A 14,203-nucleotide genomic window follows, 5' to 3' on the forward strand; every position below is an offset into this window, starting at 1 on the left:
GTGCGCGCCGCGATGTGAACGTCCATTGGACACTGTCCGTGCTGCGGACATCCCGGCGACGCACCAACTTGGCGCGAAAGCGCTGCGTTAAGATCAGTCGATCCCGAGTTCTTTCACTTCACTCCGAGCTTCCCATGACCGTGAATGCCTTTATCTGTGATGCGATCCGTACCCCCTTTGGCCGCTACGGCGGGGCGCTGGCTTCTGTGCGTCCTGACGACCTGGCTGCCGTAGCCATCAAGGCCCTCGTGGCGCGCAACCCTGGCGTGCGGTGGGAAGAACTCGACGACGCCATCATGGGCTGCGCGAACCAGGCCGGCGAAGACAACCGCAACGTGGCCCGCATGGCGACCCTGCTGGCGGGCCTGCCGATCGAAGTGCCGGGCGCCACCGTCAACCGCCTGTGCGGCTCGGGGCTGGACGCCATCGGCACCGCCGCGCGCGCCATCCGCGCCGGTGAAGCCGGCCTGATGCTGGCCGGCGGCGTCGAAAGCATGAGCCGCGCGCCCTTCGTGATGGGCAAAGCCGACAGCGCCTTCTCGCGCAGCGCCGCCATCTACGACACCACCATCGGCTGGCGTTTCGTCAACAAGTTGATGAAGGCCCAGTACGGCGTGGATTCCATGCCGGAGACCGCCGAGAACGTCGCCGACGATTTCAACGTCAGCCGCGCCGACCAGGATCTGTTCGCGCTGGCCAGCCAGGAAAAGACCGCGCGCGCGCAGAAGGAAGGCTTTTTCGACGCCGAGATCGTGCCCGTGTCGATCGCCCAGAAAAAGGGCGACCCCATTGTCGTCTCCAAGGACGAGCATCCTCGTGAAACGTCGCTGGAATCGCTGGCCAAGCTGAAGGGCGTGGTGCGCGAAGGCGGCAGCGTCACCGCCGGCAACGCGTCGGGCGTGAACGACGGCGCCGCCGCGCTGCTGCTGGCCGACGAAAAGGCCGCCGCCCGCCATGGCCTCACCCCGCGCGCTCGCGTGGTCGGCATGGCGACCGCCGGCGTCGCGCCGCGCATCATGGGCATCGGCCCGGCGCCCGCCACCCGCAAGGTGCTGGCGCAGACCGGCCTGACGCTGGACCAGATGGACGTCATCGAACTGAACGAGGCGTTTGCCGCTCAAGGCCTGGCCGTGCTGCGCCAGCTCGGCATCGCCGACAACGATCCGCGCGTGAACCCCAACGGCGGCGCGATCGCCCTGGGCCACCCGCTGGGCGCCAGCGGTGCGCGCCTGGCCACCACCGCCATCAATCAACTGCTTCGCACCGGCGGCCGCTACGCGCTGTGCACGATGTGCATCGGCGTGGGCCAGGGCATCGCGCTGATCGTCGAGCGCGTGTAACCCGCGCCTGCCGCGCCGGAAACGACAAGGGAGCCCTCGGGCTCCCTTTGTCATGGTCCGGGAGCAGGGTCCCGGCCAGGTGTCCAGACGCAGCGGTTCAGGGCAGCCCGTCGAGCTTCTTGCCCGCCGCGATGCCATGGGCGGTGAACCAGCCTTGCGACATTTCCAGCGCGTAGCGCACCGGCTTCTTCGCGCAATGCGGATCTTCGGTCTGGGGCGCCATGTCCTCGATGTTGACGATCGTGCCGTCGTCGGCGATAAAGGCAATCGAGAGCGGCAGGAGCGTGTTGCGCATCCAGAAGCACTGAACGTCAGGCCGTTCGAACACGAACAGCATGCCGTCGTTGCCGGGCAGTTCGGTGCGGAACATCAGGCCGTCGCGCCGCGTGGCGTCGGTGTTGGCCACTTCTGCGCGGATAATATGGATGCCGGCCGACAGCTGGGTGATGGGCAGGCGCGGCTGGGCTCGCGTCTGCTGCTGGGCGCCGGCGGGCAAGGGCAGCGCCAGCGCCGCCAGCGCGATGGCCACGGCAGCCACTGCCGAAACCGTGCGCCCGGTGGCGCCGCCTGCAGATCCAGCCTTGGTGAATGTTGTTTTGAACAGCGTATGAACAGTGGAAAACAAAACGGCAATCTTCGGCATGGCCCGGCGCAGTAAGTATTAAGGAAATAACAAAGGCGGGGCCCGAAAGCCCCGCCTGGATAATGGCACAACTATACCGTTGCGCTTTAAAGGGTAACTCAGGCAGCCGTAATATTGAGCGCCTGTTTGCCTTTAGGCCCCTGGATAATCTCGAAGGCCACTTTCTGGCCTTCCTTCAGGGTTTTAAAACCATTCATCTGGATGGACGAGAAATGGGCGAACAGATCTTCACCGCCGTCGTCGGGCGTAATGAAGCCAAACCCCTTTGCATCGTTGAACCATTTGACGGTGCCCGTCGATTTGGGATTGTCCCCTTGGACGGCGGTTGCGGTCGTATCAGACATGCGGCCTGCCTCATTGAATCGTATGTTGACAGAAGGGCATCGCGGTCTAGACCTCTGTCCCCCCTCCGGCTTCCTGGCAGATTTTCGGTGAATTGAAAACCCCAGAATGCGTGGATAATGCGCCGCTTTTCTCCGCTGCGTCAAGTATGGATACTACGTATTTCTGCGTGTAATTTTCAGTAAGTTGAGTGGTTGCCGTCCCCAGTTTAAATAGAATACCCGCCCTATGAGTTCTACCTTGGATACCCAGCATGATTTGGTCGTCGAGAAGGCGCCGGCTCGCGCTGCGCCACCGCCGATGTACCAGGTGCTGTTGCTCAATGACGACTACACCCCGATGGAGTTCGTCGTGAAGGTGCTGCAGAAGTTCTTCAATAAGAATCAGGAAGAGGCCACGCGGATCATGCTGCAGGTCCACCACGAAGGACGTGGGGTTTGCGGGGTATACCCGCGCGACCTCGCTGCCACGCGAATTGCCCAGGTCGGGCAGTATGCGCGGGCGCGCCAGCATCCTTTGCAATGTGTGATGGAACCGGTTTGACATCAACAAGAAACAACGCCGCCAGCAATGGCGGCGTTGTGCTGCCGATGGTATCCCGGGTTCCGGGTTGAACGATTTTGCCGCGTACCGGGAAGCGCGCGGCATATGCGGGTCGGCAGCTCCGCCGCTAAGGAGCGTTGCGTTCGAGTAGGCGGGGAGGTTCGCTGTGAGTGGAAAGATCAGCAAGGGCTGGCTGGCGGTAGCCGGCGTCGCGGTGTTGGCCGGCGCCATAGGCGTGGGCTGGTGGATGGGCAAGGAGCGGCAGCCGGCAGGTCCGGCCCCCGTGCCTGCGGCACAGACGGCGACGACGGCGGCCGCGCAGGCGTCCAGCGGCGCGGCGCCCGCGCTGCCCGCCAGCGCCACGGTGGGCGCCGCCGATCCCTTCGCGGCGCTGAATTGCCAGCCCCGCCAGTACAACGATGCCTTGTCCCTGGCCGTGACGTTCACGCAGCCCGTGGATGCCAAGAGCAATCTGGATGCTTTCCTGCAGGTTACCGATACGGGCTCGACCGCCGGCAAGGCGGATGAGGACAGCGAATCGGCTGCCGCCGCGGGCCAGCAGCCGGCCTCGGTGCGTCCGGGCGACTCCGCGCCCAAGGGCAAGATCGTCAAGGGCAATTGGGTGGTCGGCGACAATCCTCGCGTCATCTACTTCCCTTACGTGCAGCCGCAGCGCTCCTATGCCATCGCCGTGCGCTCGGGCCTGCCCGGCGCGGGTGAGAAAGTCGCGCTGACCGAAGCCTCGCATTGCGAGGTCAGCACGCAGGCCATGCCGCCGTCGTTCTATTTCGCCAGCCGCGGCGTGGTGCTGCCGGCCGGCCAGAACGGCGGTTTGCCGGTGGCGACGGTGAACGTGCCCGAAGTCGACGTGCAGTTTCTTCGCGTGTCGCCCGAGCGCGTGCCGGAACTCTTCGACACCGTGCTCGGCGTGGGCCGCGGCGCGGCCGCTTCCGATGAGGAAGACGACGGCAACTACGATGAGAACGACTGGCGCTATGCCGGCAACCGCAGCCTGAAGGGCTCGGTCAGCAACTGGGACCTGGACCGTCTGAATTCCCTGACCACCAGCGTCTATCAAGGCCGTTTCGTCACCGACGACAAGCCCAACCGGCGCCACGTCACGTTCCTGCCGGTCGAAGGCATCAAGGAATTGCAGGAGCCCGGCATCTACGTCGCGGTCATGAGCCAGCCGGGGCGTTTCCGCTACGAATACCAGGTCACGTATTTCTACGTCAGCGACATCGGCCTGCACGCGCGCCGCTACAGCGACCGCATCGAGGCCTATTCCGTTTCCCTCAAGACCGGCCAGCCCATTTCCGGCGCGGTCTTCGAGCTGGTCGACGGCGCCGGCAAGGCGCTGGCCAAGGCCGCGGCCGATGGGCAAGGTCACGTCCGTTTCGACGGCAGCTTCGCCAATGCCCGCGTCATCCGCGCCGCGCGCGACAAGGAAATGACCGTGCTCGCGCTGGGCGAACCGGCGCTGGACTTGTCGGAATTCGATACGGGCGGCCATGCGTCGCGCGCCAACAATCTGTTCGTCTACGCGGGCCGCAATCTGTACCGTCCCGGCGAAACCTTCACCGTGTCGGTGCTGCCGCGCGACCTGGACGGCCGCGTGCTGACGCCGTCGCCGCTCACCGCCACCATCAAGCGTCCCGACGGCCGCACCGTGCAGACCGCGCTTTGGCAGCCCCAGAAGGATCTTCCGGGCTATGTCGAACGCGCCATCGATCTGCCGCTGGATGCGCAGACCGGTACCTGGCTGCTCGAGCTGCGCGTCGATCCGTCGTCGCGCGCGCCCGACGCATCCTGGAAATTCCAGGTCGAGGAATTCCTGCCCGAACGCATGAAGATGACGCTGACGTCCGGTCAGGACGTGCTGTCGCCCGACGAGGAGTTGACCGTCGACGTGCAGGGCGACTACCTGTATGGCGCGCCCGCGGCGGGCAACCGCCTGCTGGCGACCTTCCAGGTCAAGCGCGACCGTTACGCGCTGGCCCAGCAATGGCCGGGCTTCATCTTTGGCGACGTGGCCGACGACACGCGCCGCAGCTTCGGCGAACTGCCGGAGTCCGCGCTGGACGAGAAAGGCCGCGCGCAGCTCGAGGTCAATCCCAACGCGGCCGGCACGCATTCGCCGATGAAGGTCCGGGTGTCCGCCAGTCTGCTGGAATCCGGCGGCCGTCCGGTGGTGCGCTCGATCGAGCGCAGCGTCTGGCCCGCCGACAAGCTGATCGCCGTCCGTCCGCAGTTCGACAGCGACGTGGCCCGTGAAAGCGCGCCTGCGGCGTTCGAGGTGATCCGCGCCAACGCGCAAGGCAAGATCGAACCGCTGGCCCAGGCCCAGATGCGACTGTTCCGTGAAGAGCGCCAATACTATTGGCGTTTCGACGACCAGCGCGGCTGGAACAGCGGCTACACCGAAACCGAGGAACTGGTCGATTCGCGCGAGATCGCGCTCACTGACCGCAGCCAGTTGACCGTGCCGGTCAAGTGGGGGCGCTACCGCCTGGAAATCGCCGATCCGGAAACCGGCGAAACGATGCGCTATCGCTTCTATGCCGGCTGGAACGCGCAGGACGCCGATGCCATGGGCAACCGTCCCGATCGCGTGCAGATGAAGCTGGAAGGCGTGCCGGCCAAGCCGGGCGACAGCGTCAAGCTGACGCTCACGCCGCCGCATGATGGGCAGGCGCTCATCACGGTGGAAGGCGATCGCATGCTGTGGTCCAAGTGGGTGGCCGTGAAGGCCACCGGCACCGAGGTCGAGATTCCCGTCGACAAGGAATGGAAGCGCCACGACCTGTACGTGGCCGCGGCGGTGTTCCGTCCGGGCAGCGAAGGCGACCGCGTCACGCCGGCCCGCGCGCTGGGCCTCGCGTTCCTGCCGATCGCCAGCGCCGACCGCAAGCTGGACGTCAAGCTCACCGCCGCACCCAAGGCCGTGCCCGAAACCAAGACGACCGTGCGCGTCAAGGTCGACGGCGCCCAGGGCAAGCAGGCCACGGTGACGCTGTCCGCCGTGGACGTCGGCATCCTGAACATCAACCAGTACGCCACGCCCGATCCGCTGGACTATTTCTTCGGCAAGCACCGCTACGCGCCCGAACTGCTGGACATGTACGGCAAGCTCATCGAAAAGATGGACGGCACCAAGGGCAAGCTGAAGTGGGGCGGCGACGCCGCGATGCGCGGCGACAGCAAGAGCCTGCCCAAGAAGGTCAAGCTGGTGGACCTGTTCTCGGGCCCGGTCGCGCTCAACGCGCAAGGCGAAGCCGACATCCCGCTGGACCTGCCGGACTTCAACGGCACGCTGCGCCTGATGGCCGTGGCCTTCACGCCGGACAACTACGGCAGCACGGACACCGAAATGGTGGTGGCCGCGCCCATCGTGGCGGAACTGAACACCCCGCGTTTCATCACGCCGGGCGACCAGGCGGCCATCGCGCTGGACGTCACCAACCTGAGCGGCGCCGAGCAGAAGGTGTCGGTCAAGCTGGAGGCGCTGGACCCGCTGGCCATCGTCGACGGCGTGCGCACGGTCACGCTCAAGGACAAGCAGCGCACGACCCTGCGCTTCACTGCAACGACGACGGGCTCGTATGGGCTGGGCCTGATGCGCCTGACCGTGGACGGGCAGGGCGGCGACAAGCCGGTGCATATCGTGCGCGAGTCCGTGCTGCAGGTGCAGCCGGCCCATGCGCCGGAGCGCCAGGTGCGCCGTCTGCGCCTGAATCCGGGCGAGACGCAGTCGCCCCAGGCATCGTGGGTCGCGTCCTACTATCCGGACTCTACGACCGTCAGCCTGACCGTGTCCAACCGTCCTCCGTTCAACGTCAACCGTCTGGTCGAAGGCCTGCTCAACTATCCGTACGGATGCACCGAGCAGACCATCAGCGCGACCCTGCCGTGGGTGATGCTGGACGAGGACACCGCCAAGCAGTTCGGCCTGAAGCCGCGCACGCAGGCCGAGCGCGCCGCGAAGGTGGCAGGCGCCATCGGCCGTCTGTCCGGCATGCGCAATTCCGTCGGTTCCTACAACCTCTGGAGCGGCGCCTCGTCGCGCGACGTGTGGCTGACGGCGTATGCCGTGGGCTTCATGCAGGATGCGCGCGACCGGGGCTTCGAGGTGCCGGACGGCTCGCTGGATCGTTCCCGGACCTGGCTGCTTGAACAGGTGCAGCAGAGCACGGGCGCATTCGGCACCTGGTCGGCCAACCTGCGCCGCAACGTCGAGGCGAACCGCATCGACAGCAGCGACGCCAACATCCTGCGCGAGGACCATCGCCGCTTCGCCGGCCTGGCCACCGCCGCGCTGGCGCTGGCGCGCGACAAGAAGGCCCCGCTGTCGACCGTGCGCCAGCTCTTCGACAACTACCAGGAACGCGCGCGCTCGCCGCTGCCGTTGGTGCAACTGGCTGCCGCCTTCAAGCTGATGGGCGATGAAGCGCGCATGAAGCAGGCGCTCGACCTGGCCATGACGCGCGCCTATGGCATCAACATCAACAACCGCAGCAGCGCCTATTACGACGAGTGGATGGGCGACTACGGCAGCAGTGTGCGCGACTACGCGCTGGCCTACGCGCTGGTCTCGCAGTACGACCTGCGCCACGAGCGCAGTGAAAACCTGCTGACGCAGCTCTCCGGCCGCCTGGGCAATCGTTCGTACCTGTCGACGCAGGAACAGATGGCCCTGCTGCTGGCCGCGCGCGCCGCGGGAGGCAGCAAGAGCACGCCGTGGGAAGCCACGCTGACGGTCAATGGCGAACGCAAGCCGCTGTCCGGCGGCAAGAGCGACCAGACGGTCGCGCTTACCGCGGCGGACCTGGCGGGCACGCAGCTCCAGAACACGGGCAGCCAGTCGCTCTTTGTCGAGTACGACATCCAGGGCAGCCCGACCGCCACCCCGGCGCCGCGCAACGACATCATCCAGCTCAAGCGCGGCTGGTACCGTCCGGACGGCCGTCCGTGGGACGGCGGCACGTTGCAGACCGGCGACATGCTGGTGGTCTGGGTGCAGGCAAGCGCCAACCAGAACATCCCCGACGGGCTGCTGGTCGACCGCGTGCCGGCGGGTTTCGAAGTCGAAAACCTGAACCTTTCGCAAAGCCCGGAGATGCAGGACTGGACGATCGGCGGACGCCGTGTGGCCGATGCCATGTCGGACTCCAACATCAAGCATCGCGAGTTCCGCGATGACCGCTACGTGGCCGCGGTGTCGCTGGGGCGCGGCAAGGTGGACGTGTTTTATCTGGTGCGCGTCGTGACGCCGGGCCGCTACGCGGTGCCGTCGACGGTGGCCGAGGACATGTACCGGCCCGAAATCCGCGGCGTGGGTGAGCAATGGAGCACGGTCGAAATCCGCGATCGCGGCGCCAAGCGTCCTTGAACGCCGGCGCTCCTCCCGCGGCGGGCGCCACGCGCGCCCGCCGCTGGCGGCGGCGCGGCATCTTCGCGGCCAGCGCGTTGTCGGCGCTGGCCGCGTTGTTATTCGCGCTGGACCGCCTGTATCCATTGCCGCCCATCGATTCGGGCGGGGCTGCGGTGGTCGTGGCCGCCGACGGCACGCCGCTGCGCAACTATCCCAGCCGCGACGGCATCTGGCGCTATCCGGTGCAGCCCGGCCAGGTATCGCCCCGCTATCTGGAAACCCTGCTCACCTACGAGGACCGCTGGTTCTATTGGCATCCCGGGGTCAACCCCGTGGCGCTCGCGCGCGCGGGCTGGCAATGGGCCACCAACCGGCGCATCGTCTCGGGCGGATCGACGCTGACCATGCAGGTCGCGCGGCTGATCGATCCGGAGCTGGCGGGCAAGCCCTCGCGCACCCTTTCCGCGAAGTTGCGGCAGGCTTGGCGCGCCGTGCAACTTGAAATGCACTACAGCAAGGACGAGATTCTTTCCCTGTACCTGACCCATGCGCCCATGGGCGGCATCGTGGAAGGGGTGGAGATGGGCGCGCGCCTATGGCTGGGCAAGCCGGCCCGCGACCTGGGGCCGGCCGAGGCCGCGATGCTGACGGCCTTGCCCCAGGCGCCGTCGCGGCTGCGCCCCGACCGCCATCCCGAGGCCGCGCAGGCCGCGCGCGACAAAGTGCTGGACCGCATGGCCGAGCTGGGCCGCTGGACCCCGGCCGAGGTGGCTGACGCAAAGATCGAGACCGTCATCGCGCCGCCGCTGCGCGCGCGCTGGCTGGCGCCCCTGGCGGCGCAACGCCTGCTGCAGGAAGCGGGCGGCGAGCGCCGCGCGGGCGGGCGGCCGCCCCTGGTGATGTCCACGCTGGACGCGGACATGCAGTCCTCGGTGGAACAAATGCTGCTGGATCGGGTCGATAACCTGCCGCCCAAGGTGTCGATGGCCGTGCTGGTCATGGACAACGACACGCTGGAGGTCAAGGCCTACGCCGGCTCGGCGGATTTTTCCGACGATTCGCGCTATTCCCATGTGGACATGGTGCGCGGGGTGCGCTCGCCGGGTTCGACGCTCAAGCCTTTCCTTTATGCCCAGGCCCTGGACGAGGGACTGATCCATTCGGAAAGCCTGCTGATCGACGCGCCCATGTCGTTTGGCGGCTACGCGCCGGGCAATTTCCAGGCAGCGTTCTCCGGCCCCGTCAGCGTCGCGCAAGCTTTGCAGCGGTCGCTGAATGTGCCGGCCGTGGACCTGCTGGACCGCGTCGGGCCGGCCAGTTTTGCCTCGGGTATGCTGGCGGGAGGCGTGAAGTTGCGCCTGCCTGCCGGGGCCGAGCCGAACCTGAGCTTGATTTTGGGCGGGGGTGGCACCACATTGGAAGAACTGGTGGGCGCTTATCGCGCGCTGGCCCGGGACGGCGTCTCGGGACGGCCTCGCCTTCGGGCGGAGCAGCCCATGGTCGAGTCCCGTATGATGAGTCCTGGCGCGGCCTGGATCGTTCGGGATATTCTCGAAGGCGGCGGTCATCCCGACCGGCCGTTTTACCAGTCGGGCAGTCCCGGCCGGCAACTGGCCTGGAAAACCGGGACCAGTTTCGGATTCCGGGACGCGTGGGCGGTCGGCGTGACCGACAGATGGACGATCGGCGTATGGGTCGGAAGGCCCGACGGTACGCCGAATCCCGGATTTTTCGGGGCGAATGTGGCGGCGCCGCTACTGCAGGATATCGTGGCGGCATTGCCGGAAGGCGCCCAGCAGGTCCGCGTCAGGCCCGAAACGGTGCAGGCGGTGGTGACATGCTGGCCCTTGGGCTACAGGCTGGGCAGCGTGCCTTCGGGCGCGTGTCCCGAACAGCGGGCAGCCTGGATGCTCAATGACACGGCGCCGCCCTCGTTTGCCGGGTATGCCGACGCCACGCAGGGGCCGCTGCGTCTGGGCGGCGTGGCCAACGGCTCGGTGCTGCGGCCCGTGCCCGGCATGCGGCAGGTAGCCCTGGACGTGGACGTCCAGGGTGCGCAGGGCGAGGTATGGTGGATGCTCGATGGTCGTGTCGCAAGTCATGGCGCCGCGGGTCATCCGTTTAATTTGGTGCTGGCGCACGACGGCCGGTATACGCTAACCGTCATGGATACACATGGCCGCCACGACAGCGTGGTTTTTGAAATCGCTGGCGTTACGCCATGATCGGCATAGAATATGAATCGTGTATTAGCCCGCTTCGATGCGTTACGGAGGAAGCGTGATTTCTCAAGAGCTTGAAGTCAGCCTGCATATGGCTTTTGTCGAGGCCCGTTCGGCCCGGCACGAATTTATCACCGTCGAGCACCTGCTCTTGGCGTTGCTCGACAACGCTTCGGCGGTCGAGGTCCTGCGCGCATGCGCCGCCAACCTGGATGACCTGCGCCGCAACTTGCGCCAGTTCGTATCGGAAAACACGCCGGTGATCCCGAGCGGCGCCGAAGTCGACACGCAGCCGACGCTGGGTTTCCAGCGCGTGATCCAGCGCGCGATCATGCACGTTTCGGCGGGCGGCACGGGCAAGAAGCCCGTCACCGGGGCCAACGTGCTGGTCGCCATTTTCGGTGAAAAGGACTCGCATGCCGTGTACTACCTGCAGCAGCAGGGCGTCACGCGCCTGGACGTCGTCAATTTCCTGTCTCATGGCATCACCAAACAGCCGCAGGTGGAGTCCGCCGCCGTGCAGAAAGAGCAACAACCCAATGGCGAAGAGCAGGGCGATTCCCGTCAGTCGCCGCTGGACCAGTACGCCACCGACCTGAACGCCGCCGCCCTTGCCGGGCGCATCGATCCGCTGATCGGGCGCGAACACGAGGTCGAGCGCGTCATCCAGGTGTTGTGCCGCCGCCGCAAGAACAACCCGCTGCTGGTGGGCGAAGCTGGCGTGGGCAAGACCGCCATCGCCGAAGGCCTGGCCTGGCGCATCACGCGCGGCGAAGTGCCGGAAATCCTGCAGGCGGCCCAGGTCTATTCGCTGGACATGGGCGCGCTGCTCGCCGGCACCAAGTACCGCGGTGATTTCGAACAGCGCCTGAAGGGCGTGCTCAAGCAGATCCGCGGCAACCCCGATGCGATCCTGTTCATCGACGAAATCCATACGCTGATCGGCGCCGGTTCGGCATCCGGCGGCACGCTGGATGCGTCCAACCTGCTCAAGCCGGCCCTGTCGTCGGGGCAGTTGAAGTGCATCGGCGCAACCACCTACACCGAATATCGCGGCGTCTTCGAAAAGGACCACGCGCTGTCGCGCCGGTTCCAGAAGATCGACGTGGCCGAGCCCAGCATCGAGCAGACCGTGCAGATCCTGCGCGGCCTGAAGAGCCGCTTCGAAGAGCACCACAGCGTGCGTTATTCGGCCGCGGCGCTGTCGGCGGCCGCCGAACTGTCGGCCCGCTTCATCAATGACCGTCACCTGCCGGACAAGGCCATCGACGTCATCGACGAGGCCGGTGCCGCGCAGCGCCTGCTGCCGCGTTCGCGCCAGAAGAAGGTCATCGGCAAGGTCGACATCGAGAACATCGTCTCCAAGATCGCGCGCATTCCGCCGCAGTCCGTCTCCAACGACGACCGCAGCAAGCTCGCCACGCTGGACCGCGACCTGAAGACCGTGGTGTTTGGCCAGGACGGCGCCATCGACGCGCTGGCCGCCGCCATCAAGATGGCGCGCTCCGGACTGGGCAAGCCCGAAAAACCCATCGGCGCCTTCCTGCTGTCCGGTCCCACCGGGGTGGGCAAGACCGAAGTCGCGCGCCAGTTGGCGTTCACGCTGGGTGTGGAGCTGCTGCGCTTCGACATGTCCGAATACATGGAGCGTCACGCGGTGTCGCGCCTGATCGGCGCGCCGCCGGGGTACGTGGGCTTCGACCAGGGCGGCCTGCTCACCGAAGCCATCACCAAGCAGCCGCATTGCGTGCTGCTGCTCGACGAAATCGAAAAGGCGCATCCGGATGTGTTCAACATCCTGCTGCAGGTCATGGACCACGGCACGCTGACCGACAACAACGGGCGCAAGGCAGACTTCCGCAACGTCATCCTCATCATGACGACCAACGCGGGCGCCGAGACCTTGAACCGTCCGTCCATCGGTTTTGCCAATTCGCGGATGGTGGGCGACGAAATGGCGGAAATCCGCCGTATGTTCACGCCCGAATTCCGCAATCGCCTGGACGCGATCATCCCCTTCGCCGCGCTGGACCACGAGGTCATCATGCGCGTGGTGGACAAGTTCCTCATGCAACTCGAAGACCAGTTGCACGAGCGCCGCGTGGAAGCCGTATTCACCACGCGCCTGCGTGAACACCTTGCCAAGGAGGGGTTCGATCCGCTCATGGGCGCGCGTCCCATGCAACGCCTTATCCAGGACACCATCCGCCGCGCGTTGGCCGACGAACTGCTCTTTGGCAAGCTGGTCGATGGCGGCTCGGTCACGGTGGATCTGGACGAGTCGGGCAAGGTGACGCTGGACTTTGACGACAGCGGCAAGCCGCCTTCGTCGGACGCGCCGGACAAGCAGGAAGTCGAACTCGTCGACTGATGACCGCGGACCGCCAGCCGCTGATCGAGTGCGAGCACTGCGCCAGCATCTATCGCCGACATCAGCTTGAACCTGGCGAGACTGCCAATTGTGCCCGCTGCGGCGCCGTGCTCTGGCGCTACAGCGGGCTTACTTTGTCCAATTGGCTGGCGCTCGCCATCACTGCCCTGATCGTCTTTGGGGTGGCCAACGCCTACCCGGTCGCCTCGATGTCCGTGCAGGGCATGGTCCAGCAGGCTTCCCTGCTGGACGCCATTTCCATCACCTGGCGCCAGGGCCATTGGGTGGTCGCCATCATGACCGGCCTGGCCGGTTTTGCGCTGCCGCTGCTGCAGCTCTCGGTGCTGCTGTGGGTGCTGGGGCCGTTGTCCCGGCACCGCGAGCCGGCAGGGTTCCATGGCGCCATGCGCCTCTTGGGCGCGCTGCGGCCGTGGTGCATGATCCCGGTGTTCCTGCTTGGCGTGCTGGTCGCGGTGGTCAAGCTGGCGGGCATGGCCGCGGTGTCGCCGGGTATCGGCCTGATTGCATTCGGCGTGCTGACGGTGCTGCTCACCATGCTGGGCCGGCTGTCGCCCCACGTGTTGTGGCGCTATGCCGAATCCGTGCATGTGGTGCCGGTTCACGTGCCCGAAAGCAATCCTGACTCGGTATTGACCGGTTGCCACGTCTGCGGCCAGGTCCAGGCCCTGCCGCGCGACGCCGACCCGGAGGCGCACCATCACTGCGTGCGCTGCCACGCGGTGGTCCATTACCGCAAGCCCGATCACGTGGCGCGCACCTGGGCGCTGCTGCTCGCGGCCATCGTTTTCTACATCCCCGCCAACGTGCTGCCGGTCATGAAGGTCAGTTCGCTGCTGGGCGACAGCGCGCATACCATCCTGGGCGGCGTCGTGGAGCTCTGGGAAATGGGCTCCTGGGACATCGCGCTGATCGTGTTCATCGCCAGCGTGGCGGTGCCGCTGACCAAGCTGCTCGCGCTTATCCTGCTGCTGCTGACCGAGCAATGGCGCAGCACGACCAATCTGCGGCCGCGCACGCGTTTGTATCAGATGGTGGAATTCATCGGCCAATGGTCGATGCTGGATGTATTTGTCGTTATATTGCTGGCGGCCCTGGCCGATTTCCAGGGACTGATGGAGATCAGCGCGGGCGCGGGTGCCGCCGCGTTCGGCGTGGTGGTCATCCTGACTATGCTGGCGGCCATGAGCTTTGACCTGCGCCGCAGCTGGGACCTGGAGGGGCAGGCCGAGATCATTGAATCAGCGCCGGTAGAGGCCCGGCGCGCGCCGGCGCCCGTCGCCGGAACCCCCGTCGCCGGCAAGGAAGTGGGCTAGGAAAGGCCTTCAGCCGTTGTTTTCCGCTCAAAAAAAG

8 protein-coding genes are annotated in these 14,203 nt (G+C 66.2%); 6 read left to right on the forward strand and 2 right to left on the reverse strand.

Translation table 11 applies throughout. The features are described 5' to 3' along the window. Positions 1–134 precede the first annotated feature (134 nt). Positions 135–1,340 carry a 3-oxoadipyl-CoA thiolase gene (gene pcaF / locus BMW75_RS14395; protein ID WP_092580229.1) on the forward strand — a complete coding sequence of 402 codons (1,206 nt, stop codon included), beginning with the start codon at positions 135–137 and terminating at the stop codon, positions 1,338–1,340. Positions 1,341–1,437: 97 nt separating this feature from the next. Here pcaF and BMW75_RS14400 read toward each other — a convergent pair whose 3' ends face one another. Beyond that, positions 1,438–1,983, reverse strand: a complete 546-nt coding sequence (locus tag BMW75_RS14400; RefSeq protein WP_175493166.1) for a DUF192 domain-containing protein — start codon at positions 1,981–1,983, stop codon at positions 1,438–1,440. A gap of 98 nt (positions 1,984–2,081) precedes the next feature. Next, positions 2,082–2,327, reverse strand: coding sequence for a cold-shock protein (locus tag BMW75_RS14405; protein WP_006220277.1), 246 nt, complete (start codon positions 2,325–2,327; stop codon positions 2,082–2,084). Between the two features lie 226 nt (positions 2,328–2,553). Between BMW75_RS14405 and clpS the strand changes: the two genes are divergently transcribed. From clpS to BMW75_RS14430, 5 genes are all read left to right on the forward strand, one after another. Next, positions 2,554–2,868, forward strand: a complete 315-nt coding sequence (clpS, locus tag BMW75_RS14410; RefSeq protein WP_008168033.1) for an ATP-dependent Clp protease adapter ClpS — start codon at positions 2,554–2,556, stop codon at positions 2,866–2,868. A 247-nt stretch (positions 2,869–3,115) separates the two neighbouring features. After that, a complete protein-coding gene (locus BMW75_RS14415) occupies positions 3,116–8,257 on the forward strand; it encodes an alpha-2-macroglobulin family protein (RefSeq protein ID WP_254792024.1) in 5,142 nt (1,713 codons plus the stop codon). Continuing rightward, complete coding sequence (pbpC, locus tag BMW75_RS14420; protein WP_092580234.1) at positions 8,254–10,464, forward strand: penicillin-binding protein 1C; 2,211 nt, start codon at positions 8,254–8,256, stop codon at positions 10,462–10,464. Before BMW75_RS14415 ends, pbpC begins: the two co-directional genes overlap by 4 nt. 55 nt (positions 10,465–10,519) lie before the next feature. Beyond that, positions 10,520–12,832, forward strand: coding sequence for an ATP-dependent Clp protease ATP-binding subunit ClpA (clpA, locus tag BMW75_RS14425; protein ID WP_076522044.1), 2,313 nt, complete (start codon positions 10,520–10,522; stop codon positions 12,830–12,832). After that, positions 12,832–14,166 carry a paraquat-inducible protein A gene (locus tag BMW75_RS14430; protein WP_092580238.1) on the forward strand — a complete coding sequence of 445 codons (1,335 nt, stop codon included), beginning with the start codon at positions 12,832–12,834 and terminating at the stop codon, positions 14,164–14,166. Before clpA ends, BMW75_RS14430 begins: the two co-directional genes overlap by 1 nt. Positions 14,167–14,203 lie beyond the last annotated feature (37 nt).

Source organism: Achromobacter sp. NFACC18-2, from assembly GCF_900108985.1.
Classification (GTDB): domain Bacteria; phylum Pseudomonadota; class Gammaproteobacteria; order Burkholderiales; family Burkholderiaceae_B; genus Achromobacter.

Bases quoted from the DNA above. Each gene is read 5' to 3' on its own strand.
- BMW75_RS14405 (WP_006220277.1), bottom strand. From the start codon at position 2,327: ATGTCTGATACGACCGCAACCGCCGTCCAAGGGGACAATCCCAAATCG.
- pcaF (WP_092580229.1), top strand. From the start codon at position 135: ATGACCGTGAATGCCTTTATCTGTGATGCGATCCGTACCCCCTTTGGC.
- BMW75_RS14415 (WP_254792024.1), top strand. From the start codon at position 3,116: ATGGGCAAGGAGCGGCAGCCGGCAGGTCCGGCCCCCGTGCCTGCGGCA.
- BMW75_RS14430 (WP_092580238.1), top strand. From the start codon at position 12,832: ATGACCGCGGACCGCCAGCCGCTGATCGAGTGCGAGCACTGCGCCAGC.
- BMW75_RS14400 (WP_175493166.1), bottom strand. From the start codon at position 1,983: ATGCCGAAGATTGCCGTTTTGTTTTCCACTGTTCATACGCTGTTCAAA.
- clpS (WP_008168033.1), top strand. From the start codon at position 2,554: ATGAGTTCTACCTTGGATACCCAGCATGATTTGGTCGTCGAGAAGGCG.